We start from the raw sequence: 24,686 nt of genomic DNA, 5'->3' as shown, positions 1-24,686 counted from the left end.
AGTCTTCCATAGGCAGCGGCGACACGGCAAGCTGTCGCAAGGCTATCGGCGATTCATGGCCGCAGGAGGGCAGCTTGCCGGATTTCCGCATCGAGGCGCAGTTTTCCGGACCGGTCTGCGGCATCGATGAGGCCGGGCGCGGCCCCTGGGCGGGGCCGGTGGTTGCCGCGGCCGCCATTCTCGATCCGGCCCGGCTGCCGCCGGGCATCGACGATTCCAAGAAACTAACGGCGGCGCGGCGCGAGGCGCTGTTCGCCGCCGTGCTGGCCAGCGCCAGCATCGGCATCGGCGCCGCCAGCGTCGCCGAGATCGAGCGGCTGAATATCCTCGGCGCCACCCTGCTGGCCATGCGGCGCGCCGTTGCCGCCCTGCCGGTCCGGCCGGCCCATGCGCTGGTCGACGGCAAGCATTGTCCGCAGCTCGCCTGCCCGGCCACTGCCGTGGTCGACGGCGATGCACTCAGCCTGTCGATCGCCGCCGCCTCCATCGTCGCCAAGGTGATCCGCGACCGCGCCATGACCCGGCTCGACAGCCGCTATCCGGCCTATGCCTGGGCCGCGAACAAGGGTTACGGCACGGCGGCGCATCAGGCCGGCCTGCGCGCCGCCGGCATCTCGCCGCACCACAGACTAGGTTTTGCGCCTCTGAGGCGGTTGCTGACTCAAGATGTGGTAATTGCAGATGATGAATCCATGTTAACCAGTTGATAATCCAAAGAATCTAATGACTTGCGGGTCACTTCTGGGGGATGATCCGCACATGGCGCCGAGCTTTACCGACCCGACCCGCAAGCCCTTTCGCAAGGGGCATCTGAGCCTGGTCACGGCCAATCCCGACAGCGGCCGCAAGACCGGCCGGGTCAAGGCGCTCAAGGCGGCCCCGGTAGCGGTGCGCGCCGGCGCCGCCGAGCCGCATCCCGAACTGCCGCTCGACAGGATCCTGCTCGGCGACAGCATCGCGCAGATGAATGCCCTGCCGGCGGAATCGATCGACTGCATCTTCGCCGACCCGCCCTACAATCTGCAGCTCACCGGCGAACTGCGCCGGCCGAACGACAGCGTGGTCGACGCGGTCGACGACGACTGGGACAAGTTCGCCAGCTTCTCGGAATACGACGCCTTCTCGAAGGCCTGGCTGGCGGCGGCGCAGCGCATCCTGAAGCCGAGCGGCACCATCTGGGTGATCGGCAGCTATCACAACATCTTCCGGCTCGGTGCCCAGCTGCAGGATCTCGGCTACTGGATGCTGAACGACGTGGTCTGGCGCAAGTCCAACCCGATGCCGAACTTCCGCGGCAAGCGCTTCACCAATGCGCATGAGACGCTGATCTGGTGCGCGCGCAGCCAGGATGCCAAGGGCTATACCTTCAACTACGACGCCATGAAGGCGCTGAACGACGACCTGCAGATGCGCTCGGACTGGCTGATCCCGATCTGCGGCGGCAGCGAGCGCCTGCGCGGTGCCGACGGCGCCAAGACGCATCCGACCCAGAAGCCGGAAGCCCTGCTGCACCGGGTGATCGTCGCCTCGACCAAGCCTGGCGACGTCATCCTCGACCCCTTCTTCGGCTCCGGCACCACCGGCGCCGTCGCCAAGCGGCTCGGCCGGCATTTCATCGGCATCGAGCGCGACAAGACCTATGCGAAAGCCGCCGAGCGGCGCATCGCCACCGTGCAGCCCTCGACGCCCGACGATGTCGAGGTGACGCGGTCCAAGAAGGACGAACCGCGCATTCCGTTCGGCTGGGTGGTCGAGCGCGGCCTGCTGCCGGCCGGCACCGTGCTGGTCGACCCGACCCGGCGGCATTCCGCCAAAGTGCGCGCCGACGGCAGCCTGGTCACCGCCGATGCCAGCGGCTCGATCCACAAGATCGGCGCCCATGTGATGGGCGCGACCGCCTGCAACGGCTGGACCTTCTGGCACATCGTGGTCGAGGGCAAGCTGGTGCCGATCGACGTGCTGCGCCAGAAACTGCGCGCCGAACTGCCCTGAGGCTGACCGCCCCGGGTCTGACCGCCCGGGACCGCCGGGCCGGATCGCTGGCCTTACCCAACCGGCGGGTGCTAGGCTTCGCCCGCCATGCCGCCGTGGGATGCCGGCTGGCGCATGACGTCAGCGGGGGACGGGTTCACATGACAGACCGGCGCGGGGTATCGCCTGCCCTGCTGCGACGCCTGAGCGAGGAGGACGAAACCCTCCTCGAAGGCCGCGGCCCGGAAATCGACCGCCTGATGGTCGAGCGGCTATACCAGATGAGCTGGCCGCTGCGCTATGTCCCCTATCCGATGCTGTTCGGCGCCTTTCTGGTGTTCCGCGACTATGCCGACTGGTGGAGCATCCTCGGGCTGACCGCGCTCTACACGCTCGGCACCTGGTATCTCGACCGCCAGCGCCAGCGGCTGCTCGATCTCGCCGGTGATTTCGGCGATCCCGCGCCCTGGGCCCGGCGCTTCATGATCGGTTCGGGGATCACCGGCCTGACCTGGGGCATCCTCGGCACATTGTATTTCCCGGTGCACAATCTGCCGCTGCAGATGGTGATGACGGTGGCCTGGGGCGGGCTCGCCTTCACCAGCATGAATGCCCGGGCGCTGCATCTGCCCTCCTATTATGCCTTCCTGCTGACCATGTCGGTGCCGGTCTGCATCCGCACCGCCCTGTCCGGCGAACTGCCGGCCATCTACATGATGCTGCTCGGCCTGGTGCTGGGCACGGCGATGAGCCTGACCGCCCATGGCAGCAACCGCCGCGAACGGCTCGGCTTCGCGCTGCGCCTGCGCAATGCCGAACTGATCGGCGAACTCGACAACGCCCGCGCCGGGGCCGAAGCGGCCCGCGTGACCGCCGAGGAATCCTACCGGTCGGTGCTCAACGAATTCACCGCGGCGCAGCAGATGGCCCGGCATGGCAGCTGGACCTGGGATGCCGAAAGCGAGCTGACCACCTGGTCGGATGAATACTACCGCCTGATCGGGCTGGAACCGCAATCCTGCCCGGCCGCGCTCGCCGGCCTGCTCGACCAGGTGCTGCCGGAGGATCGCGATGCGGTGCGCAGCCATATGCAGCGGCTGCGCAGCGGCGCCGCGGAGGACAGCGTGCGCTTTCGCCTGCGCGACGGCAGCCCGCGGGAATCGGTCGGCGCGGCACAGACGGATGGCCGCGGCCGCACCCGGCGCATTCTCGGCATGCTGCGGCCGGCGCCGGCGAACGCGAAGACCGGCGCCTAGCCGCCCTGACTGTCGCGCAGGCGGTCGAGCGCGCCGTCGAGCTGGCGGTTGAGCTGCGCGGTCTGGGTCGAGCCGAGCCGGCGCGCCAGTTCGGCCTGCGCCTGCTGCCAGTGCGGCAGGGCGGCGCGGAAAATCCGGCGGCCATCGGCGGTGATCTGGACGATGCGACGGCGGCGATCCTCCGGCGATACCTCCTGTCGCACCAGGCCACGCTGATCCAGCAGGCGCAGGTTGCGGGTCACCGTGGTCTGGTCGGTATCCAGCAGCTCTGCCAGCCGGCCGACCGACAGGCCGCCATCGCGGTACAGGAAGGCCAGGGCGGCAAATTGCGGCGAGGTCACACCGCTGTCGGCGAAATGCCGCGCGTAGACCTGCATGGCAAGCTTCGCCGCCGCCTGCAGCCGCATCGACGTACAGCCCTCGACATCGAGCTGTCGGAAGGTAAGATCGACGGCATCGGCGGTTTTCCGGGCGGATTTGCGGGATGATTTGCGCGGCATGCCCTCTTGATAGCCGCTTTGCCGGGTCTTGCAAATCCCCCGCCGGCCCATTACATGCACCTGCATTGTATGCATATACATTTATTAACGGAGCGGGTTCATGCAGGATCAGGATGTCGTCGTCACCGGCCTCGGCCTCGTCACCCCGCTGGGCAGCGGCGTGGATACCAACTGGCAGCGGCTGACCGCCGGCGCCTCGGGCCTGCGGCGGATCACCGGCTTCGAGACCGGCGACCTGCCGGCCAAGGTGGCGGGCATCGTGCCCGATATCGCCGACGATCCGCAGGGCTTCGATCCGGAAACGGCGGCACCGCCGAAAGACCGCCGCAAGATGGACCGCTTCATCCAGTTCGCGCTGGCCGCCGCCGCCCAGGCCATCGGCCAGGCCGGCTGGCAGCCTTCTGAAGACGCCGAGGCACGCACGCGGGCCGGCTGCATCATCGGCACCGGCATCGGCGGCTTCCCGGCCATCGCCGAAGCGACCCGCACGGTGGAACGCGCCGGCCCGCGCAAGCTGTCGCCCTTCGTCATCCCCTCCTTCCTCGGCAATCTCGCTGCCGGCCATGCCTCGATCCGCTGGGGCCTCGCCGGCCCGATCGGCTGCCCGGTCACCGCCTGTGCCGCCGGGGCCCAGGCGATCGGCGATGCGGCCCGCGCGATCCGCGCCGGCGAGGCCGACGTGATGATCGCCGGCGGCGCCGAGGCCTGCATCGACCGGGTCAGCATCGCCGGCTTTGCCGCCGCCCGCGCGCTCGCCACTGCCCATAACGACGACCCGCCGAAAGCCTCGCGGCCCTTCGATGCCGCGCGTGACGGTTTCGTGATGGGCGAGGGTGCCGGCATTGTCGTGCTGGAATCGGCCGCCCATGCGAAAACGCGCGGCGCCACCATCCTGGCGCGGCTGCTCGGCTATGGCACCACGGCGGATGCCCATCACATCACCGCGCCGCGCGAGGACGGCGACGGGCCGCGGCGCGCCATGCAGATCGCCCTGAAGGCCGCCGGCCTGCGTCCGACCGAGATCGGCTATATCAATGCCCATGCCACCTCGACGCCGGTCGGCGACGCCGCCGAGCTTGCCGGCGTGAAGGCGGTGTTCGGCAACGACACCAGCGGCCTGTCGATGTCCTCGACCAAATCGGCGATCGGCCACCTGCTCGGTGCCGCCGGCGCGGTGGAAGCGATCTACAGCATCCTCGCGCTGCGCAACGGCCTGCTGCCGCCGACCCTGAACCTGGAACAGCCCGACGAAGCAGCCGCCGGCATCGATCTCGTGCCGCAGCAGGCCAGGCGCAAGCTGGTCGATTATGTGATGTCGAATGCCTTCGGTTTCGGCGGGGTGAATGCCAGCGTGATTTTCGGCAGCGCCTGATTTCAGGCGACCAGGTCGACCGTGCCACCAACCGACGGTGCCGCCGCCGCGGCAAGCCCGGCGAGGCTGCGGTCGGCCTCGGCCAGCATCCGCTCCATCGCAGCGCGATCCTTCCGGTCGAGGCCCGGATGCAAGCCGGTCTCGCGCAGCTTGCGCAGGATCTTTTTCAGCTCTTTCAGCACGCCCTGCGCATCGGCCTTCAGGCTGGCGAGATCGTCGCTGCCGGCCGCCGGCGGAGAGGACGGCACGGCGGTGGAGGATTTGTCATCCGCACCAGGGGCCGCCGCTTCAGCCGGCGCAGCCGCAACTCCGGCCGAAGCCGCCGTCGCAACGGCACTGCCGCCGCCCGAACCGGCATCGGCCAGCGCGCGGCCGAGATCCCGGGCGGCATCGCGGATCTCTTTCGCCACCCGGCGCGCCAGCTTCGCATCGCCGGTGGCCGCTGCCGAACCGGCCGCCAGTTTCAGCGCCTCGAGTTTCGCCTTGATGCGGTCGAGCTTGCGCCGGGCGGCCTCCTGCGCCGCCTTGCCCCTGGTGGTCTTGAGGTCGCGCAGGATCGCGTCGAGCTTCTGCTCGGCCTCGGTCTTCTTGCGGGGGGCGGACAATGCCGCCAGGGCATCGCGCGCGGCGACGATCTTGCCGCCGGCTGCGGCCCGGGGAGCGGACAGCGTAGTGGACGGGGGAGCGGACTCGCCGCCAATCTCGGTGACCATTCTTGGCCTGCTTCCTGCGGGTAGGTCGGCGTCATTCTGACGCCCGGCCAGTCTAGCCCGGCGGCGGTGGCCGGCAAACCACAAAAAAAGACGGCGTGTCCGAGGGGGCACGCCGTTTGAGTCTGGGGGGAAGGATGCACGCCGGCGGGGGGGAGCCGGCGCGCGGGTAAAACTTACTGCTGGACGATCTTCCAGGTGCCGTCGGGCTGGCGGCAGGCAGTGCCGTAGCCCTGCTGGGTATCGCCGCCGACCGTAATGGTCTGCTGGAATTCCCGGCAATACTGGCCGTTGCTGGCCTGATAGGCCGGCTGCGGCACGATGGTGCCGGCATTGCCGCTGTCCGGGTTGCGCCAGGAGACCTGGGTGCCCGAGGGCGCCGTTTCCAGCGCGCGCTGGTTGGAGCGTTCCAGATAGGTGCGGTCGGCCTTGTCGAGCGACTTGCCGACCTCCGAGCCGACCAGGGCGCCGAGCAGGGTGCCGGCGGCCACGCCGACCAGGCGGCCCTTGCCGCTGCCGAACTGGGCGCCAGCGACAGCGCCGCCGACGCCACCGAGCACGGTGCCGACATTCTGCTTCGGCCCGCTGTCGGCACAGGCCGCCAGCATGCCGGCGATCGCAAGCGCGGCAGCGGCGGTGGCAAAACGCTGATGCAGGATGTGCATGGTTTTCGAATCCTTGTGTGTCATATCCCTGCCGTTTCTCCACGGGGATATGGCGGAAATCCTGCGCAGGGATTGCGGCGGCATTGCGGCAGGGGTTGGGAAATCTTGCGGCCTGGGCTATATGGCCCGTACCATTGCCGCGCCCGCCGCTGTGCCGATCCGGCCCGCCGATCAAGCACTTGCGACGCGTTTGCGGTAACCCCGAACCGTCACGGTACCCCGATGGATGCCTATGCCGATCCGCTCGATCATTTCGCCGCCTGGCTTGCCGAGGCGGTGAAGAGCGAACCCAACGACCCCAACGCCATGGCGCTGGCCACGGCGGATACCGGCGGCCTGCCCGACGTGCGCATGGTGCTGATGAAGGAGTATGACGCGCGCGGCTTCGTCTTCTACACCAATTTCGAAAGCCAGAAGGGCCGCGAGCTGCTGGCCAACATGCAGGCGGCGGCGGTGTTCCACTGGAAAAGCCTGCGTCGCCAGGTGCGCATCCGCGGCGCCGTCACCATTGTCAGCGACGCCGAGGCCGATGCCTATTTCGCCTCGCGGCCGCGCGACAGCCGCATCGGCGCCTGGGCTTCGGCGCAGTCGCGGCCGGTGGAAAGCCGCTTCGCGCTGGAAGCCGCCGTCGCCAAGTATGCTGCGAAATACGCCATCGGCGCGGTGCCGCGGCCAGCGCACTGGTCGGGTTTCCGCATCGCGCCGGCCAGCATCGAATTCTGGGCCGACCGGCCGTTCCGCCTGCACGACCGGCTGGTCTATACCCGCTCCGGCGAAAGCTGGAGCACGGAACGGCTGTTCCCGTGAGCGGGCCCCTGTCATGAGTGGGCCCCTGTCATGAGCGAACTTCGGCCATGAGCGGACCGCAGGCCTATGTGGCGGCCGATCCCGCGCTGAAGGCGCGGCTGATGCGGCGCGCCACCAATGCCTCGGTGCTGGTGGCGGTGATCCTGATTGCCGCCAAGCTGGCGGCCTGGCTCGCCACCGGCTCGGTCGCCATGCTGGCCTCGCTGGTCGACAGCCTGCTCGACGCCGTCGCCTCGCTGGCCAACCTGCTGGCGGTGCGTCACGCGCTTACCCCCGCCGATGCCGAACACCGCTTCGGCCACGGCAAGGCCGAGGCACTGGCCGGTCTGGGCCAGGCGGCGCTGATCGTCGGCTCGGCACTGTTCCTCGTCGTCGAGGCGATCGACCGCCTGAGCGACCCGCAGCCGGTGCAGCATGGCATTGCCGGCATCGCCGTGATGCTGCTGTCGATTGCGCTGACCGCCGCGCTGGTGCTGTACCAGCGCCATGTCGTGAAGCAGACCGGATCGCTGGCGGTGACCGCCGACCGCCTGCATTACGTCGGCGACCTGCTGACCAATGCCGCGGTGATCGTGGCACTGCTGATCGGCACCCAAAGCAATCTTACCTGGTTCGATCCGGCCTGTGCGCTGGCCATCGCCGCGGTGATCGTCAAGAGCGCTTTCGACATCGTGCGCGGCGCGCTCGACCACCTGATGGACCGCGAACTGGCCGACAGCGACCGCGAACGCATCCGCGCCGTGGTGCTGGCGCATCCGGATGCGCGCGACCTGCATGACCTGCGTACCCGGCAGTCGGGCAACCAGGCCTTCATCCAGTTCCACCTCGAACTCGATCCGCGCATGAGCTTGCGCGAGGCGCATCGCATCTCCGACGAGATCGAGGCGCAGATCCTGGAGCTGTTCCCCGGCGCCGAGGTGATCATCCACCAGGACCCGGCCGGCATCGCCGAGGATCGCCCGCCCTTCGCCGATGCCTGACCGCAAGGCGGTCGGGTGCCGATGCCTGACCGCAAGGCGGTCGGGTGCCGATGCCTGACCGCAAGGCGGTCGGGTGCCGATGCCTGACTTCGCCGATGCCTGCGCCGGCCCCGCGCCCGGTCCGCGGCCGAGGGCCCGGGTGACGGGTTGAGGTGGCGGGACGCAGCGGCTAATCTCCGCCGCCACAGGTTTTCTTGGGGGATTACTGGTTATGACGATTGCCCGTTTCGCGTGCGGCCGCCTGTTGCGCCGCGCCCTGCCGGCCCTGCTCGCGGCGGCAACGGTCGCCATCCTGCCCGCCCTGCCGGCCCATGCCGCCGAAGCCGGCATCGATGGCCGCGACCTCAGCATCCTGTGGACCCTGCCGTTCGCCGGCATCCTGCTGTCGATCGCCCTGATGCCGCTGTTCCTCGCCGGCTTCTGGCATCACCATTACGGCAAGGTCGCCGCCTTCTGGTCGCTCTGCGTGATCCTGCCGTTCATCGCCATCGAGGGTGCCGGCATCACCGTGCATACCCTGCTGGAAACCGCGCTGCACGAATACATCCCCTTCATCATCCTGCTGTTCGCCCTGTTCACGGTGGCCGGCGGCGTGCGGGTGACCGGCAACCTGCACGGCAGCCCCAGCCTGAACACCGCGCTGCTGCTCGTCGGCACCGTGCTGGCGAGCTGGATGGGCACCACCGGCGCCTCGATGCTGATGATCCGGCCGCTGCTGCGCGCCAACGACAACCGCCGCCACAACGTGCATGTGGTGATCTTCTTCATCTTCCTGGTCTCGAACGTCGGCGGCGCGCTGACCCCGCTGGGCGATCCGCCGCTGTTCCTCGGCTTCCTCAAGGGCGTCGATTTCTTCTGGACCACCCAGGCGGTGTTCTTTCCTACCCTGCTGGTGGTCGTGCTGCTGATCGCCGTGTTCTACGGCGTCGACCTGTACCTCTACCGCAAGGAAGGCATCACCCGGGCCGATCCGACCCCGGACAGCCCGATCCGCATCGAGGGCGGCATCAACCTGATCCTGCTCGGCACCGTGGTGCTGGCGGTGCTGCTGTCGGGCACCTGGCATCCGGGTACCGGCGTCGAGATCGGCGGCGTGCATGTCGAGACGCAGAACCTGGCGCGCGACCTGCTGCTGCTGGCGATCGCCGGCGCCTCGCTGGTGCTGACCCGCAAGGCGACGCGCGCGGGCAACGGCTTCACCTGGGGACCGATCGTCGAGGTCGCCAAGCTGTTCGCCGGCATCTTCGTCACCATCATCCCGGCCATTGCCATCCTGCGCGCCGGCACCGACGGCGCGCTGGCGCCGCTGGTCAGCCTCGCCTCGCATCCCGACGGGGCGCCGAACAACATCATGTATTTCTGGCTGACCGGCATCCTGTCGAGCTTCCTCGACAATGCGCCGACCTATCTGGTGTTCTTCAACATGGCCGGTGGCGATGCCCAGCATCTGATGGGGCCGCTGTCGGCGACCCTGATGGCGATCTCGGCCGGCGCGGTGTTCATGGGCGCCAACAGCTACATCGGCAATGCGCCGAACTTCATGGTCAAGGCGATTGCCGAGGAGCAGGGCGTGAAGATGCCGAGCTTCTTCGGCTATATGGCCTGGAGCGGCGCCATCCTGATCCCCAGCTTTGTCATCGTCACCCTGCTGTTCTTCGTGCTTTAGCGCCGTTTCCCGCCATCGCGGGGTTGCAGACTCGCCGGCGCCTCCCCATATCGGAACGCAAGAAACGCGAATCCGATAACGAGGGGGTTTTCCGCATGATCCTGCCCATGATCCGCAGTGCCGGCGCGGCCGCAATCCTGCTGTGCGTCGCCCTGCCGGCGCAGGCGGCTGCCGTCGACGGCGCATCCATGGGCCTGGTCTGGGGCATCCCGTTTGCCGGCATCCTGCTGTCGATCGCGCTGTTCCCGCTGATCGCGCCGGCCTTCTGGCATCACCATTACGGCAAGATCGCCGCCGTCTGGGGGCTCGCCTTCCTCGTCCCCTTCGCGCTGCAGTCGGGCCTCGGCGGTGCCGCCCATGTGGTGCTGGAAGTCGCCCTGCATGAATACCTGCCGTTCACCATCCTGCTGCTGTCGCTGTTCACCATCGCCGGCGGCGTGCGCATCGTCGGCAACCTGCACGGCAGCCCCAGCCTGAACACCGGCCTGCTCGCCGCCGGCACCGTGCTGGCGAGCTGGATGGGCACCACCGGCGCCGCCATGCTGCTGGTCCGCCCGCTGCTGAATGCCAATGACAACCGGTACCATCGCACCCATGTCTTCGTCTTTTTCATCTTCCTGGTCGCCAATGTCGGCGGCGCGCTGACCCCGCTGGGCGATCCGCCGCTGTTTCTCGGCTTCCTGCAGGGCGTCAGCTTCTTCTGGACCTTCGAGGCGATGCTGGCGCCGACCCTGCTGGTCAGCGTGATCCTGCTGGCGGTGTTCTACCTCGTCGACCGCTATTTCTACGTCAAGGAAGGCGTCACCCGCGATCCGACGCCGGACACGCCGATCCGCATCCAGGGCGGCCTCAACATCTTCCTGCTGGTCGGCGTCATCGGTGCCGTGCTGATGTCGGGCTCGTGGCAGCCGCATTTCAGCCTCGATGTCTGGGGCATCGAGGTGAAGCCGCAGAATCTCGCCCGCGACGCCATCCTGCTCGGCCTGACGATCCTGTCGCTGGTCATCACCCGGCGCGAGACGCGCGAAGGCAACGGCTTCAACTGGGAGCCGATCGTCGAGGTCGCCAAGCTGTTCGCCGGCATCTTCCTGACCATCGTGCCGGTGATCGCCATCCTGCGCGCCGGCGAGCATGGCGCGCTGCATGACATCATCACGCTGGCCACCGATGCGCAGGGCGGGCCGCGCGACGAGATGTACTTCTGGCTGACCGGCGTGCTGTCGGGCTTCCTCGACAATGCACCGACCTACCTGGTGTTCTTCAACATGGCCGGCGGCGACGCCAAGGCACTGATGGGCCCGATGGCCAGCACCCTGCTGGCGATCTCGATGGGCGCCGTCTACATGGGCGCGCTGACCTATATCGGCAATGCGCCGAATTTCATGGTCAAGGCGATCGCCGAGCAGGCCGGAGTCCGCATGCCGAGTTTCTTCGGCTTCATGGCCTGGTCGGTGCCGGTGCTGCTGCCGGTCTTCGCCCTGGTCACCTGGCTGTGGCTGCTGTGACCTGCCAGCCTGTGCCCCGCCAGCCTGTGACTGGCCGGCCACAGCCGGCAGGATTCATCAGGCTGTAATTGTCGGTAAACCCGAGTCGGGGTAGACTGGCTCCGATTCGGGCACGGCCCCGCTGCCCCGGATCGGGGTGCAATCGAGGAGGGTCTAGCCATCGCAACCACGACGACGCGCAAACGCGCTGCCGCGACCGCAGGGTCCAAGCCCAAGGCCGCCAAAACCGCAAAAGGCGCAGTAAAGAGCAAGCCGGCCGCCAAAAAGGCCCCGGTCAAGACGGCAGCGGTCAAGAAGACCCCGGCCAAGAAGGTTCCGGCCAAGAAGGTTCCGGCCAAGAAGACATCCGCCAAGAAGGTTCCGGCGAAGACCGTGACCACCAAGGTCACCAAGACGGCCAAGGTGACGGCCAGGACCGCCGCAAAGCCAAAGGCCGCGAAACAGCCCGAACCGAAAAAGTCGAGCATCCCCGCCGAAGTGCAGAAGCTGCACAAGCTGATCCTGAAATCGCTGGACGACGACAAGGCCGAGGACATCGTGTCGATCGACCTGACCGGCAAGTCGTCGGTCGCCGATTACCTGGTGATCGCGTCGGGCCGCTCGTCGCGCCAGGTCGCGGCCATGGCCGAGCATCTGGTCGAGCGGGTCAGCGCCACCGTCGGCCGCAAGCTGAAGGCCGAGGGCAAGGCGGTCGGCGACTGGGTGCTGATCGATACCGGCGACATCGTGGTGCACCTGTTCCGCCCGGATGTGCGCGGCTTCTACAATCTGGAAAAGATGTGGGGCGCGACGATTCCGGAACCGGCCGCGGCCTGACGAAAGCATCGCCCCAGGTCAGGTATATCGGCCAGACCGGGGCGATGAAAATCGCCCCATGAAGATCACCATTGCCTGCGTCGGCCGGGCCGGCCGCGCCAAGCATGACGCGGCCCAGAGCCTGCTGGAAGACTATCGCGCCCGCCTGCCCTGGCCGGTGACGGTGAAAGAGGTCGAGGACCGCAAGCAGGGCGGCAGCGCCGCCGAGCGCAAGACCCGCGAGGGCGAGCTGCTGCTGGCCGCCCTGCCGAAAGGCGCCGTGATCGTCGCGCTGGACGAACACGGCAAGAGCCTGACCAGCCGCAAATTCGCCGAGACCCTGGCCGGCTGGCGCGATGGCGGCGAGCAGGAAATCGCCTTCCTGATCGGCGGCGCCGACGGCCTTGCCCCGGAACTGCTGGCGAAAGCCCGCCTGGCCCTGTCGCTGTCCGCCATGACATGGCCGCATTTGCTGGCAAGGGTGCTGCTGCTGGAACAGCTGTACCGGGCCTGGAGCTTGCAGACCGGCCACCCCTATCATCGCGACTGATGGCCGGGGATCGAATCGCCCCGGTTCTGCGGGAAAATCGCCGGAATCGATCACTGCGACCGGAAAGCCCGGCGTGACGGCGACACCGGCATGCGCTATCTAGAGACCTGAATTTTCCGCCCTTTCCGTGACACCGCCGCACCCATGACCCAGACCGCCGACGCCAAGACGCCCGTCATCCTCTGCATCCTCGATGGCTGGGGCCTGCGCGACGACCCGACCGACAACGCGCTGGCCCAGGCGCGGCTGCCGAACTATCGCCGCCTGCTGGAAACCCGCCCCTTCGCCCGCATCGGCACCTCGGGTCGCGATGTCGGCCTGCCGGACGGCCAGATGGGCAATTCCGAGGTCGGCCACATGAATATCGGCGCCGGCCGCATCGCCGTGCCGGACCTCGGCCGGCTCGACAATGCCGTTGCCGATGGCAGCCTGGCAGGCAATCCCGCCATCACCGGCCTGATCGCGAAGCTGAAGCAGAGCGGCGGCGCGCTGCACCTGCTCGGCCTGCTGTCGCCGGGCGGCGTGCATTCGCACCAGGACCATATGGCCGCGGTGGCGAAGATCTTTGCGGCGGCGGGCGTGCAGGTGCTGATCCATGCCTTCACCGACGGCCGCGACACGCCGCCGAAAAGCGCGCTGGAGTATCTTGCCGATTTCCGCAAAGCCATCGCCGGCACCGACGGCATCCGTTTTGCCACGCTGTCCGGCCGTTTCTATGCCATGGACCGCGACAAGCGCTGGGAGCGCGTCGCGCTGGCCTATGCCGCGCTGACCGATGCCGGGGGCGAGACGGCCGCGACCGCCGAGGCGGCCGTCGAGCAGTCCTATGTCGCCGAGAAATCCGATGAATTCGTCCTGCCCACAGCCATCGACGGTTTTGCCGGCATGCAGGACGGCGACGGCCTGCTGATGGCGAATTTCCGCGCCGACCGCGCCCGCGAGATCCTCACCGCCCTGCTCGATCCGCATTTCGACGGCTTCGACCGGGCGCGGCTGGTGACATTCGCCGGGGCCGTCGGCCTGACCGAATACTCGACCGCGCTCAATCCCTTCCTCGTCACCGCCTATGCGCCGGCCAGCTATCCCGACACGCTCGGCGAGACGCTCGCCAAGGCCGGCCGTACCCAGCTGCGCATCGCCGAGACCGAGAAATACGCCCATGTCACCTTCTTCATGAACGGTGGCGAGGAGCAGCCGTTTGCCGGCGAGGACCGCATCCTGGTGCCTTCGCCGAAGGTGGCGACCTATGACCTACAGCCGGAAATGTCGGCGCCGGAACTGACCGACAAGCTGGTGGCGGCGATTACGTCCGGCAAATACGACCTGATCATCGCCAATTTCGCCAATCCCGACATGGTCGGCCATACCGGCTCGCTGCCCGCCGCGATCACGGCGGCCGAGACCATCGACGCCGCGCTCGGCCGGCTGGAGCAGGCAGTGGCAGAGGCCGATGGCGTCATGCTGGTGACCGCCGACCATGGCAACCTGGAAGAGATGCGCGATCCCGCCACCGGGCAGGCGCATACCCAGCATACGACGAATCTGGTCCCGGCCCTGCTGGTCGGCCCGCGCAGCGACGGCTATGGCCTCAACGACGGCCGGCTGTGCGACATCGCGCCGACCCTGCTGCATTTCCTCGGCCTGCCCCAGCCCGCCGCGATGACCGGACACAATCTCGCGCAGCCCGGTGCAGCCACCGCGAAGGGCAGCGCGCGCCGCCTTGCGTAAGCCGCCTTTGTTGCGCAACCGGGCGGCACTGATCCTGCTGCTCGCCGCCCTGCCGACGGCCGTCCTGCCGCTTACCGCCCGGGCCGACCAGCCGGCGCCGCAGCAGCAGTTGCAGGACGTGCAGAAGCAGCTGCAGGAAAGCCGTAACCGCGAACGCGGCCTGGCCCAGGAAGCCGCCAAGCTGGCGCAGCAGCAGCGCGACCTGCAACGGAAACTGGTGGTCGCCGCCCGCAAGTTGCAGACCCAGGAAGACCTGGTCACCGCCACCGAGGACAAGCTGGCCGGCCTGCTGGCCGAGGAGAAAACCGCGCAGACCGCGCTGGATGCCCGCCGCGCCGAACTGGGCGAGACGCTGGCCAGCCTGGCCCGCCTCAGCCGCCAGCCGCCGGAGGCCATGGTGCTGGCGCCGGGCTCGGCGCTCGACATGGTGCGCGCCAGCCAGCTGATGGCGGCGCTGATCCCCGAGATCGAAAGCCGCGCCGCGAAACTGCGCGACGAACTGACCCGGCTGACCCGGCTGCGACAGGGTGTCGCAAGCCAGCAGGAAAAGCTCGGCGCCGCCATCGCCCGGCTCGACCAGGAACGCCGCGAACTGGAATTCATGCAGGCGCAGACCAATGCCGCCGCCGAGCAGACCGCCGGCGAGCGCACCACCGAGCGCGAGCGCAGCGACAAGCTGGCGGCACAGGCGAAAGACCTGCGCGCCCTGGTCGACCGGCTGATGGAACAGGAGCGCCGCGACCAGGAACGCCGGGCCGCCGAGGCGCGCAATCGCGCCACTCCGGCAAAACCCGCCGGTCGCGAGCCGCCCGATTCTTATGCAGCGCTGGACGGCAGCGCCGCCCTGCCGGCCCGCGGTCATATTGTTTCCAGGTTCGGCCAGACCGATGAAAACGGATTGCCGTTACGCGGAATCCGCATCGAAACCCGCTCCGGCGCCCAGGTGGTGGCCCCCGCTGACGGGAAAGTGATGTTCGCCGGCCCCTTCCGCGGCTACGGGCAACTCTTGATAATCGCGCATGGCGGTGGATATCATAGCTTATTGGCCGGCTTCGGGCGGATAGACCGTTCGGTCGGTCAGTGGGTTCTGGCCGGTGAACCGGTCGGCCAGATGAGTGCTGCCCCGGCTGGACCGGTCCAGGCAGGGCAGGCCCAGGCCGGGGCGTCAGGGACGGGCGAGAAGCCGGTCCTGTATCTCGAACTGAGGCGCAAGGGCGAGCCGGTCAATCCGCTGCCCTGGCTGGCCTCGGGCGACAGAAAGGTAAGCGGCTGATGCGCAACTTTTTACTCGGCGGCGTCTGTGCCTTCGCATTGATGGGCTCCGTGGCCCTGTTCGCGGCGCCGAGCAAGGTCGGCACGCTGCAGGACAACGAGACCTATCGCCAGCTCAACCTGTTCGGCGAGATCTTCGAGCGCGTCCGCAACGACTATTACAAAGAGACCAAGGACGACGACCTGATGGAGGCGGCCATCAACGGCATGCTCGCCTCGCTCGATCCGTATTCGGTCTACATGCCGCCGCGCAGCTTCCAGGAAGCGCGCGTGCAGACCCGCGGCGAATTCGGCGGTCTCGGCATCGAGGTTACCCAGGAGAATGGTCTCGTGAAGGTGGTGTCGCCGATCGACGATACGCCGGCGCAGAAGGCCGGCCTGCTGCCGGGCGACCTGATCACCCATCTCGACGGTGCGCCGGTAATGGGCAAGCCGCTGCAGGAAGCCATCGAGAAGATGCGCGGCGCCCCCAACACCAGCATCGTGCTGACCGTGCGCCGCGGCGTGGACGCCAGCGCCAAGATCTTCGACGTCAAGCTGACCCGCGCGGTGATCAAGACCCAGGTGGTCCGCTCGCATCGCGAGGGCGAGTTCGCCTATGTGCGCATCACCTCGTTCAACGAACACACCACCCAGGACATGACGGCGGCCATCGACAAGCTGAAGACCGAGATGGGCCCGGCGCTGAAGGGCTACATCATCGACCTGCGCGAGAATCCGGGCGGCCTGCTCGACCAGGCGATCTCGGTCTCTGACGCCTTCCTGAACCAGGGCGAGATCGTCTCGACCCGGTCGCTGCGGCCGAATGCCGAGGAAGGCCAGCGCTACAACGCCAAGCGCGGCGATATCGCCGACGGCAAGCCGATCGCCGTGCTTGTGAATGGCGGTACGGCATCTGCTTCAGAGATCGTCTCCGGCGCGCTGCAGGACCATCACCGCGCGATCATCGTCGGCAACACCACCTTCGGCAAAGGCCTGGTGCAGACCATGATCCCGCTCGGCGAGTTCGGCGGCATGAAGATCACCACCGCCGGCTATTTCACGCCGTCGGGCCGGTCGATCGACAAGGTCGGCATCACCCCCGATGTCGAGGCCTGGAACGAGCGCGACCATCTGATCGCCGCGGCGCTGAAGGCGCGGCGCGAGCTGACCGACAAGCACGATACCTCGGATGAGACCGACAAGGCGCCGGCGGCCGACGACAAGGCGCCGCAGGCTGCCATGCCGGGCAAGGACAGTCCCGACGTCGTGCTGCAGGCGGCGCTCGAAGTGCTGCGCGCCCCGCCCAAGCCGACGGCCAAGAAATAACGGCCGCCGGCACGTGAAGCCGCGGGCGGACGACATGCACGGACGCCGCCATGGCCGACAGTGACCTGCATGCCGATCCCGACGACCGCGCTGCGCCGGCAGCGGCCGGCAGGCGCGGCCTGTTCGGCCGGCTGTTCGGCCGCCGCCGCAAGAGCAAACCCGCCGCGGAGGAATCCTTCGCGGCGGCGATGACCACGGCGATGGCGGATGACGGCGCGGGCGACGACGATGCCGACCTGATCCGGACCATCACCGGCGACGAAGACGAGACGCCCGCGGCACCGGCCGCGCCGCCGCGCCGCGAGGGCTTCAAGCACAAGCTGTTCCGCTACCTCGGCTACATCTTCTGGCCGCCCTTCCTGCGCGGCGATCTCGGCGCGGTAAACCGGCGGATGCTGCTGGGCGCCTGGACCTGCGTGCTGCTGCTGCTGGCCGGCGCCGGCGGCTGGCTGGTCACCACCGGACAGTCGCTGCCGTTCCTGCCCGGCTCCGAGGTGGTGATCGGCGTCACCCGCCTGACCCTGCCGCCGGAAGCGCGCCTCGCACCCGAGCAGAAGGCCGCCGTCAAGGCGCCGCCGCCCGATGTCGGCCGGCTGCCCAGCGGTCTGCTGGTGGCGCCCGATCCGATGCTGACCGAACTGACGCCGCGCGGTCCGGTGCCGAAGATCGGCAGTGACGGCCGCCAGCCGTGGACGGCCTATGCCCGGCCCGTCACCGCGCCGGCGACACGGCCGCGCATCGCCATCGTGCTGCATGACATGGGGCTGAACCAGCAGCTCACCCTGCTGGCCGCCGAGCGCCTGCCGCCGGAGATCAGCTTTTCCTTCAATCCCTATGCGCAGGACCTGAAGCCGATGGTCGAACGCGCGCGTACCATCGGCCATGAAGCGCTGCTCGACCTGCCGATGGAGCCCTTCGACTATCCGTCCAGCGATCCCGGCCCCTATACGCTGCTGACCTCGCTGAACGAGGACGAGAATATCCGCCGGCTCGACTGGGCGCTGTCGCGCGCCAGCGGCTACATCGGCTTCGCCAACCTGATGGGCAGCAAATATACCTCGTCGCCCGATCACATGGGCTTCGTCGCCGAGCGGCTGAAGGCGCGCGGCCTGATGTTCGTCGACATCCGCACGGCGCCGAAAAGCGTGGCCGCCCGCGTGGTGCGCGAGGCCGGCGGCGTCTATGCCTACAGCAACCGGCAGATCGACCAGCAGCCGGTCGGCGACCTGATCGAGGCGCGGCTCGAGGAACTGGAGCGCACCGCGCGGGTCGGCGGCGTCGCCGTCGGGTCGGCGCGGCCCTATCCGATCACGCTGGACCGCCTGCTGGCCTGGACCGGCACGCTGAATGCCAAAGGCTTCGACCTCGTGCCGGTCTCGGCCATCGCCAACCGGCAGACGCCGCAATAACGCCGCAATACCGAAACAATACCGGCGTACTGATCCGCCGCCCGCTTCCGTCCGCTGACCCGGAGTTGCCTGCCCCATGAGTTCGCTGCCGCCCGTCGATGCCCGTCCCTATCGCGAGGGCGTCGGCATCGCGCTGCTCAATGCCGACGACCTCGTCTTTGTCGCCCGGCGCATCGACCAGACCGCGGAAGCCTGGCAGATGCCGCAGGGCGGCATCGATCCCGGCGAGGATCCGCTGACGGCGGTGATCCGTGAAATGGGCGAGGAGATCGGCGTCGCGCCGGAACAGGCCGAGGTGATCGCCGAAAGCCGCGGCTGGCTGTCCTACGACCTGCCGCCTGATCTCGCCGACAAGGTGTGGCGGGGCCGCTATCGCGGGCAGCGCCAGAAATGGTACCTCGCCCGCTTCAAGGGCCGCGACAGCGACATCAACATTGCCACCGAACATCCCGAGTTCAACGCCTGGCGCTGGGCGCCGTTCCGCTCGCTGCCCGACATCATCGTGCCGTTCAAGCGGCCGATCTACGAGATGATCGTCGCCGAATTCGCCGACCGCGTGCGCACGTAAGCATGAGCCGCGGCGACATCGTCCTGCTGCATGGTGCCTTCGTCGGCGGCTGGATGTTCGAGCCGCTGCGCGCCGAGCTCAGCCGCCGCGGCTGGCGCACCCATGCGCCGGACCTGCCTTTCCACGGCAGCAGCTTCGCCGGCCAGCCGCCGCACCCCGAGCTGCACAACCAGCGGCTCGCCGATTACCGCCGCTTCCTCGAGGACGAGATCGCCCGCCTGCCGCAGCAGCCGGTGCTGGTCGGCCACTCCATGGGCGGCCTGCTGGCACAGCAGCTTGCCGCCCGCGGGCTGGCGCGCGCCGCCGTGCTGCTGGCGCCGGTGGCACCCTGGGGCCTGCTGCCGCACAGCCTCGGCGAGGTCGCCGGCCCGGCCGGCCTGCTGATGAAGACCGGCAGCCTGTGGCACAAGGCGCTGGCGCCGGACTTCGCCATGGCGGCGGAATATTCGCTGGTGCGCGTGCCGCCGGCGCGCCAGCGCGACATCTTCGCCCGCCTGGTGCCGGAATCCGGCCATGCGCTGTTCGAGATGCTGCTGTGGTGGATGGACTGGCATGCCGGCAGCCATGTGTCGGCGCATCGCGTGAAGATTCCGCTGCTGGTGCTGTCGGGCGACGACGACCGGGTCACCCCGGCGGCGACCTGCCGCGCCGTTGCCGGCCGCTATCGCGGCCATGCGGTCTATCGCGAGATTGCCGGGCTCGGGCATTTCATCTTCGGCGAACCGAAGGAAGCCGACGTCATCGGCATCGTCGCCGACTGGCTGGAAACCCACACCGCCGGCTAGGACAGGTGCCCGGCGCGGCTAGTAGACGGCGATGCGCACCCCGCAGCCCAGCACGATATCGACCTCGCAGCCATTGGTGGCGAGCGGCAGCAATACCGCCTGGAAGCGGTGGCGCAGGCCGTCGACCAGATAATCGTAGGACAGCGTGCGCATCTCGCGGTTCGTCACCACCGCGCGATACAGTGCCAGCAGTTCGTCGCGGAAACCGACATTGGCAATCTCGTCGAGCCAGCGGCCGGTCAGGTCGCGGCCGTGATAGAAGATGAATTCGGTGCCGAACAGGCGGTAGCGGAAGCGCAGCGTCCCGTCGGCCTGCCGCACCACGTCGATCAACAGGATATTGCCGAGCAGCGCCTTCAGCTCGATGGGGTCGATATCGCAGCGCCCCGGCAGCCGGCCATCGCGGCAGCGCGCCCGCCAGTAACGCAGCATGTCGTGCAGGCGGGGATCGAGATCCTTTTCCGCCACCGGCGTCATGTGCCGGCCCTTTGGCATTGACCGCGTTTCCATGTCGACCAGCGTAACCTTCCGGCCGCCGCTGGCAAGTCCGGCAGCGATGCTCAGACGAAGAGTCGATGATCAGGCGGCGATGGTAGCGAGCCGACGCTGGCGGCGGCGCAGCAGATACCAGACCAGGGCCGCGAACCGCCGGCTGAACCAGCCCTGGGGATCGAGGCCGCAGGCCTTCAGCGCCATCCCCAGCCCGCGCTGGATATGGCCGAAGCGGTAGACCCCGCTGGCACGCCGTTCATAGGACGCGCTCTGGGCATTGCGGTCATAAGCGCCCTGGCAGCCGTTGCCGCACCAGTAGGCCATGGCAAGTTCGTCGTCGCTGGCTTCCTGCATGCGGGTCAACGCCACGAACAGGCGGCGCAGACGGCCCATCGGCTGCCTGGCCTGGTAGCGCTGCAGATGGTCGTAGAACAGCTTGAAATGCCGGAACTCGTCGGCGGCGATGCGGGCGGCCACGGCTTTCAGCACCGGCTCGTCGGTGGCATCGCGGATCGCGCTGTAGAAACTCGACGTGCCGCATTCGACGACGCAGCGCGCGACCAGCTCGCCATTCAGGCTGCCGCGCACCGACTGGGTCGCCTCGAGCGGCAGGCGGTAATTCTCGGTGAAACGCCTGAGCGCCAGCGCCGGGTCGAACGCCGGATCGGCAAGCTGGGCCCAGCGGGCCAGCGCCTGGCCGTGCTGGACCTCCTCGGTGCCCCACTGCCGGGCCGCGGCAACGAAGTCCGCGTCATCGGCGAAGACGTTGCAGAGGTAGGTGACGTAGTCGTCGGCATTATGCTCGACCAGCGCGGCCGCCTTTACGGCGCGCAGCAGCTCCGGGTCGACCTTGCCGGGGTCGAACTCAGCCCAGGGGATGTCGTCGAGGGTCCAGTGACGGGTCATGCACCCCAGTATTTATACCCTGGTCATCAAATTGCAACTCTTGGCGTGCGGTGCTAAGTCACGGTTATTACAACATTCTTAAGGCAATGAAACGACAGGATCGTGACCATGGCCGCAGCCACCCTCTATCATAACCCGCGCTGCTCGAAATCGCGCCAGGCGCTGGACCTGCTGGAAGCGCGTGGCGTGCAGCCGGAAATCGTCGAATACCTGAAGACTCCGCCCTCGGCCGCGATGCTGAAAACCCTGCTCGGGCAGCTCGGCCTGCAGGCCGCCGACATCCTGCGCCGCAAGGAAGGCGCCGAGGCAGGCCTCAGCCCCGACATGCCGGAGGCGGCGCTGATCGCCGGCCTCGCCGCGCATCCGGCGGCGCTGGAGCGGCCGATCTTCGTGCACAAAGGCAAGGCCGTGGTCGGCCGCCCGCCGGAACGGGTGCTGGACCTGCTCTAGCCTTCCCCGGCCATGCGGGCTAGGCTGTCAGCATACAAACGATAAGCCTCGCCCGAGAAACCGGAACCCCCCAAGAAACCGAACCTGATGCCTGACCAGACTGCCGCCGCCGCGCGCCCAAGCGCTGCCGCCCATCCGCCGATTTCCGCTTATGCGCTGACCCTGCTGGCACTGCTGACCCTGTTCTGGGGCGTCAACTGGCCGATCATGAAGATCGCACTCAGCGAAGTGCCGGTTTTCACCTTCCGCACCGTCTGCCTCGGCGGCGGTGCCGTCGGCCTGTTCGCCATCGCGCTGTGGAAGCGCATGCCGCTCGGCATCCCGCGCGGCTATGGCTGGAAGCTTACCGCGATCAGCCTGTTCACCATCACCGGCTGGAATGTCTTCGTGCTCTATGGGCTGGGCATGCTGCCGGCCGGGCGCACGACGATCCTTGCCTTCACCATGCCGCTGTGGCTGCTGCCGATGAGCGCGCTGGTACTGCATGAACGCCTGTCCGGCTGGAAGCTCGCCGGGCTCTGCATCGGCCTGACCGGACTTGCTGTGCTGGTCGGCGGCGAATGGCAGTCGATGGTGTCATCGCCGCTCGGCGTGCTGCTGGTGCTGGGCGCCGCGATCAGCTGGGCGATCGGCACCCTGCTGACCAAGCTCTATGCCGTACCGATGGGCGCCGTGCCCTTCGTCGGCTGGCAGATGGTGCTGGGCGGCATCCCGATCTTCCTGCTGGCGCCGCTGCTGGAGACCGACCGCTGGTTCGTCTATTCGACCGGTGCCTGGCTCGCCATGCTGTACAACGCGACGGTCTGCTTCGTGTTCTGCTACTGGGCCTGGAACACGCTGGTGCGCATCCTGCCGGCCGGCATCAGCGGGCTGAGCACCCTGATGATCCCGGTGGTCGGCGTGTTTTCCTCGATGGTGGTGCTGGGCGAACAGCCGCAGTGGCCGGAATTCGCCGCGCTGGCGCTGGTCGCGGTGGCGCTCGGCCTGATCTTCAAGCCGGCACGGGCGCAGCCCGTCTAGGTGTCCTGCGGCGCGAGGCTGCCGCCCAGGCCCTGCATCAGGCCGATGAAGCCGGGGAAGCTGGTGTCCATCACGCGGGCATCGTCGATGGCGATGCCGTCCGTCGCCGCCAGCCCGAGCACCAGGAACGACATGGCGATGCGGTGATCGAGTTCGGTGGCGATGCTGACGCCGCCCTGCGGCGGCCGGCCCTTGCCGCGGATGACGAGGCCATCCTCGAATTCGTCGAGATCGACGCCGCAGGCCTTCAGGCCGCGCGCCATCAGGCCGAGCCGGTCGCTTTCCTTCACCCGCAGCTCCCTGGCGCCGCGTACCACGGTGTCGCCTTCGGCGCAGGCGGCGGCGGCAAACAGGATCGGGTATTCATCGATCATGCTGGGCGCGCGTTCCGGCGGCACGGTGACGCCGCGCAGCGGCGCATACTTCACCACGATATCGGCGACCGCTTCGCCGCCGGCCTCGCGGCGGTTGGTATAGCCAAGCTCGGCACCCATTTCCTGCAGGGTGGTGAACAGGCCGGTGCGCAGGGGGTTGAGCCCGACATTGGCGACGGTCACTTCGGAGCCGGGCACCAGCAACGCCGCGACCATCGGGAAGGCGGCCGACGACGGATCGCCCGGCACGTCGATCGGTGCGGCGCGAAATTCCGGCTGGCCGGTCAGCCGGATGACGCGGCCACCGGCCCTGGTCGTCTCGACGGCGACGCTGGCGCCGAAATGGCGCAGCAGGTTTTCGGTATGGTCGCGGGTCGGCTCCGGCTCGATCACCGTGGTGATGCCCGGCGTGTTCAGTCCGGCCAGCAGCACGGCGGATTTCACCTGGGCGGAGGCGACCGGCAGTTCGTATTCGATCGGCAGCGGATGCGCCGTACCGGTCACCGCCATCGGCAGGCGGCCGCCGCTGCGGCCACTGAAGCTGGCGCCAAGCCGGCTGAGCGGGTCGATCACCCGGCCCATCGGCCGGCGGCGCAGCGAGGCATCGCCGGTGAACACCGCGGTGAAATCGTGGCTGGCGACCAGGCCCATGACGAGCCGCGCGCCGGTGCCGGCATTGCCCATGTCGAGCACGTCGGCAGGCTCGCTCAGGCCGCCCACGCCGACGCCCCAGACCCGCCAGTTACCCTCCCCCAGACGCTCGACCTCGGCGCCCATGGCCCGCATGGCGGCGGCGGTGCGCAGCACATCCTCGCCCTCCAGCAGGCCGGTCACCCGGGTCTCGCCGACACTCAGCGCGCCGAAAATCAGCGCCCGGTGCGAAATCGACTTGTCGCCCGGCACGGCGATGCGGCCGCTGAGGGCCTGGCCCGGACGGGCATGATACGGGCGGGGGGACTGATCGGGGGCGGCAGTCATGGGCGGGCCGGCTCGCTCGCTGAAGGTGGGGCCGCGGCCGGCGCGAAAATAAGACCGGCATTACGGGTTGACAGGGCGCGCTTCTTTAACACAATCGCGCCGCCCCGGCCAGCCGGCCGGGCACGGTGCCGGAACCGGTTTTTTCGGGCGCGTATCCGGCCGCCCATGGCATGGAGATTCTGTCGATGGCCAAACCCGAATGGGGCACCAAACGTCGCTGCCTGAGCTGCGGCGCTGCGTTTTACGATCTCAGCAAGTCGCCGATCCTGTGCCCCAAATGCGGCACCGAGTTCAATCCGGAAGTGCTGGTGAAGAGCCGTCGCCCGGCCAAGGTCGAAGAGGTCAAGCCGGTGCCGAAGCCGCCGGTCAAGGTGGTGGCTGACGACGCCGATGCCGAGATCGACGATACCGAGATCGATGACGACGTGATCGACGACGCCGACGAGTTCGAGGAAGACGACGTCGCCGAGGAAATCGACGTCGACGCTGCGCCGGACGGCGACGAGGAACGCTGACGCCACGACCGGCTTCCCTGGCCGCCAGGGAGGCCGGAAACGGCCGGAATCTGCCGGACATCCGGTTCGGCAGATCCGGCTGATGAAACACTTGCAAAGTACCG

Annotated in this window: 26 protein-coding genes; 20 read left to right on the top strand and 6 right to left on the bottom strand. The window is 68.3% G+C overall.

Annotated elements, in window-relative coordinates; translation table 11 throughout:
• The first annotated feature begins 74 nt into the window (after positions 1 to 74).
• The 3 genes from ACFOOQ_RS10340 to ACFOOQ_RS10330 all read left to right on the top strand — a co-directional run bounded on the left by ACFOOQ_RS10340 (position 75) and on the right by ACFOOQ_RS10330 (position 3,227).
• A complete protein-coding gene (locus ACFOOQ_RS10340) occupies positions 75 to 707 on the top strand; it encodes a ribonuclease HII (RefSeq protein WP_379725624.1) in 633 nt (210 codons plus the stop codon).
• A 256-nt stretch (positions 708 to 963) separates the two neighbouring features.
• Entirely contained in the window at positions 964 to 1,992 is a 1,029-nt protein-coding gene (locus tag ACFOOQ_RS10335) for a site-specific DNA-methyltransferase (RefSeq protein WP_379727528.1), read from the top strand.
• 140 nt (positions 1,993 to 2,132) lie between these two features.
• Complete coding sequence (locus ACFOOQ_RS10330; protein ID WP_379725621.1) at positions 2,133 to 3,227, top strand: PAS domain-containing protein; 1,095 nt, start codon at positions 2,133 to 2,135, stop codon at positions 3,225 to 3,227.
• Here the strand turns inward: ACFOOQ_RS10330 and ACFOOQ_RS10325 are convergent.
• Positions 3,224 to 3,727 carry a MarR family winged helix-turn-helix transcriptional regulator gene (locus ACFOOQ_RS10325; protein WP_379725618.1) on the bottom strand — a complete coding sequence of 168 codons (504 nt, stop codon included), beginning with the start codon at positions 3,725 to 3,727 and terminating at the stop codon, positions 3,224 to 3,226. The genes ACFOOQ_RS10330 and ACFOOQ_RS10325 overlap by 4 nt on opposite strands.
• 100 nt (positions 3,728 to 3,827) lie before the next feature.
• Between ACFOOQ_RS10325 and fabF the strand changes: the two genes are divergently transcribed.
• Entirely contained in the window at positions 3,828 to 5,099 is a 1,272-nt protein-coding gene (gene fabF, locus ACFOOQ_RS10320) for a beta-ketoacyl-ACP synthase II (RefSeq protein ID WP_379725615.1), read from the top strand.
• Positions 5,100 to 5,101: 2 nt separating this feature from the next.
• Here fabF and ACFOOQ_RS10315 read toward each other — a convergent pair whose 3' ends face one another.
• On the bottom strand, positions 5,102 to 5,812 hold the full coding sequence (locus ACFOOQ_RS10315; RefSeq protein ID WP_379725612.1) for a hypothetical protein: 711 nt from the start codon (positions 5,810 to 5,812) through the stop codon (positions 5,102 to 5,104).
• A 173-nt stretch (positions 5,813 to 5,985) separates the two neighbouring features.
• Entirely contained in the window at positions 5,986 to 6,474 is a 489-nt protein-coding gene (locus tag ACFOOQ_RS10310) for an RT0821/Lpp0805 family surface protein (RefSeq protein ID WP_379725609.1), read from the bottom strand.
• Between ACFOOQ_RS10310 and ACFOOQ_RS10305 the strand changes: the two genes are divergently transcribed.
• The 13 genes from ACFOOQ_RS10305 (at position 6,473) to ACFOOQ_RS10245 (ending at position 19,847) form a co-directional block, all read left to right on the top strand.
• On the top strand, positions 6,473 to 6,673 hold the full coding sequence (locus tag ACFOOQ_RS10305) for a hypothetical protein (protein ID WP_379725606.1): 201 nt from the start codon (positions 6,473 to 6,475) through the stop codon (positions 6,671 to 6,673). The genes ACFOOQ_RS10310 and ACFOOQ_RS10305 overlap by 2 nt on opposite strands.
• A gap of 23 nt (positions 6,674 to 6,696) precedes the next feature.
• Entirely contained in the window at positions 6,697 to 7,281 is a 585-nt protein-coding gene (gene pdxH, locus ACFOOQ_RS10300; RefSeq protein ID WP_379725603.1) for a pyridoxamine 5'-phosphate oxidase, read from the top strand.
• 47 nt (positions 7,282 to 7,328) lie between these two features.
• Entirely contained in the window at positions 7,329 to 8,261 is a 933-nt protein-coding gene (locus ACFOOQ_RS10295; protein ID WP_379725599.1) for a cation diffusion facilitator family transporter, read from the top strand.
• A gap of 211 nt (positions 8,262 to 8,472) precedes the next feature.
• Positions 8,473 to 9,927: a sodium:proton antiporter gene (locus ACFOOQ_RS10290; protein WP_379725596.1), complete on the top strand. Its 1,455-nt coding sequence runs from the start codon at positions 8,473 to 8,475 to the stop codon at positions 9,925 to 9,927.
• Positions 9,928 to 10,022: 95 nt separating this feature from the next.
• Positions 10,023 to 11,432 (top strand): sodium:proton antiporter, encoded by a 1,410-nt coding sequence (locus ACFOOQ_RS10285; protein WP_379725593.1) that lies wholly within the window; start codon positions 10,023 to 10,025, stop codon positions 11,430 to 11,432.
• A gap of 372 nt (positions 11,433 to 11,804) precedes the next feature.
• Positions 11,805 to 12,248 carry a ribosome silencing factor gene (gene rsfS / locus ACFOOQ_RS10280; RefSeq protein ID WP_379725590.1) on the top strand — a complete coding sequence of 148 codons (444 nt, stop codon included), beginning with the start codon at positions 11,805 to 11,807 and terminating at the stop codon, positions 12,246 to 12,248.
• Positions 12,249 to 12,306: 58 nt separating this feature from the next.
• On the top strand, positions 12,307 to 12,777 hold the full coding sequence (rlmH, locus tag ACFOOQ_RS10275; protein WP_379725588.1) for a 23S rRNA (pseudouridine(1915)-N(3))-methyltransferase RlmH: 471 nt from the start codon (positions 12,307 to 12,309) through the stop codon (positions 12,775 to 12,777).
• 144 nt (positions 12,778 to 12,921) lie between these two features.
• A complete protein-coding gene (gene gpmI, locus ACFOOQ_RS10270; RefSeq protein ID WP_379725586.1) occupies positions 12,922 to 14,505 on the top strand; it encodes a 2,3-bisphosphoglycerate-independent phosphoglycerate mutase in 1,584 nt (527 codons plus the stop codon).
• A complete protein-coding gene (locus tag ACFOOQ_RS10265; protein WP_379725583.1) occupies positions 14,498 to 15,778 on the top strand; it encodes a murein hydrolase activator EnvC family protein in 1,281 nt (426 codons plus the stop codon). The genes gpmI and ACFOOQ_RS10265 overlap by 8 nt, the downstream gene beginning before the upstream one ends.
• The gene (locus ACFOOQ_RS10260) at positions 15,778 to 17,085 is read left to right on the top strand and encodes a S41 family peptidase (RefSeq protein WP_379725580.1); all 1,308 of its coding nucleotides are present in this window, start codon (positions 15,778 to 15,780) and stop codon (positions 17,083 to 17,085) included. Before ACFOOQ_RS10265 ends, ACFOOQ_RS10260 begins: the two co-directional genes overlap by 1 nt.
• A gap of 50 nt (positions 17,086 to 17,135) precedes the next feature.
• Positions 17,136 to 18,494: a divergent polysaccharide deacetylase family protein gene (locus ACFOOQ_RS10255; RefSeq protein WP_379725577.1), complete on the top strand. Its 1,359-nt coding sequence runs from the start codon at positions 17,136 to 17,138 to the stop codon at positions 18,492 to 18,494.
• Positions 18,495 to 18,570: 76 nt separating this feature from the next.
• On the top strand, positions 18,571 to 19,062 hold the full coding sequence (locus tag ACFOOQ_RS10250) for an RNA pyrophosphohydrolase (protein ID WP_379725572.1): 492 nt from the start codon (positions 18,571 to 18,573) through the stop codon (positions 19,060 to 19,062).
• 2 nt (positions 19,063 to 19,064) lie between these two features.
• Positions 19,065 to 19,847 carry an alpha/beta hydrolase gene (locus tag ACFOOQ_RS10245; RefSeq protein WP_379725569.1) on the top strand — a complete coding sequence of 261 codons (783 nt, stop codon included), beginning with the start codon at positions 19,065 to 19,067 and terminating at the stop codon, positions 19,845 to 19,847.
• 18 nt (positions 19,848 to 19,865) lie between these two features.
• On the opposite strand, the gene ACFOOQ_RS10240 is transcribed toward ACFOOQ_RS10245, so the two are convergent.
• Positions 19,866 to 20,342, bottom strand: a complete 477-nt coding sequence (locus ACFOOQ_RS10240; RefSeq protein WP_379725566.1) for a PAS domain-containing protein — start codon at positions 20,340 to 20,342, stop codon at positions 19,866 to 19,868.
• Between the two features lie 84 nt (positions 20,343 to 20,426).
• A complete protein-coding gene (locus ACFOOQ_RS10235; protein ID WP_379725563.1) occupies positions 20,427 to 21,245 on the bottom strand; it encodes a ferritin-like domain-containing protein in 819 nt (272 codons plus the stop codon).
• 108 nt (positions 21,246 to 21,353) lie between these two features.
• On the opposite strand from ACFOOQ_RS10235, the gene arsC reads away from it, so the two are divergent.
• A complete protein-coding gene (gene arsC / locus ACFOOQ_RS10230; protein WP_379725560.1) occupies positions 21,354 to 21,695 on the top strand; it encodes an arsenate reductase (glutaredoxin) in 342 nt (113 codons plus the stop codon).
• 87 nt (positions 21,696 to 21,782) lie between these two features.
• A complete protein-coding gene (locus tag ACFOOQ_RS10225) occupies positions 21,783 to 22,715 on the top strand; it encodes a DMT family transporter (RefSeq protein ID WP_379725557.1) in 933 nt (310 codons plus the stop codon).
• Here ACFOOQ_RS10225 and aroA read toward each other — a convergent pair.
• Positions 22,712 to 24,067: a 3-phosphoshikimate 1-carboxyvinyltransferase gene (gene aroA / locus ACFOOQ_RS10220; protein WP_379725553.1), complete on the bottom strand. Its 1,356-nt coding sequence runs from the start codon at positions 24,065 to 24,067 to the stop codon at positions 22,712 to 22,714. The two genes, ACFOOQ_RS10225 and aroA, sit on opposite strands and share 4 nt — an antisense overlap.
• 185 nt (positions 24,068 to 24,252) lie before the next feature.
• On the opposite strand from aroA, the gene ACFOOQ_RS10215 reads away from it, so the two are divergent.
• The gene (locus tag ACFOOQ_RS10215; RefSeq protein WP_379725550.1) at positions 24,253 to 24,582 is read left to right on the top strand and encodes a TIGR02300 family protein; all 330 of its coding nucleotides are present in this window, start codon (positions 24,253 to 24,255) and stop codon (positions 24,580 to 24,582) included.
• The last annotated feature ends 104 nt before the right edge of the window (positions 24,583 to 24,686 follow it).

The sequence above is a fragment of the Ferrovibrio xuzhouensis genome (assembly GCF_042648965.1).
GTDB classification, from domain to species: domain Bacteria; phylum Pseudomonadota; class Alphaproteobacteria; order Ferrovibrionales; family Ferrovibrionaceae; genus Ferrovibrio; species Ferrovibrio xuzhouensis.
This window is presented reverse-complemented; position numbering and strand designations above follow the sequence as displayed.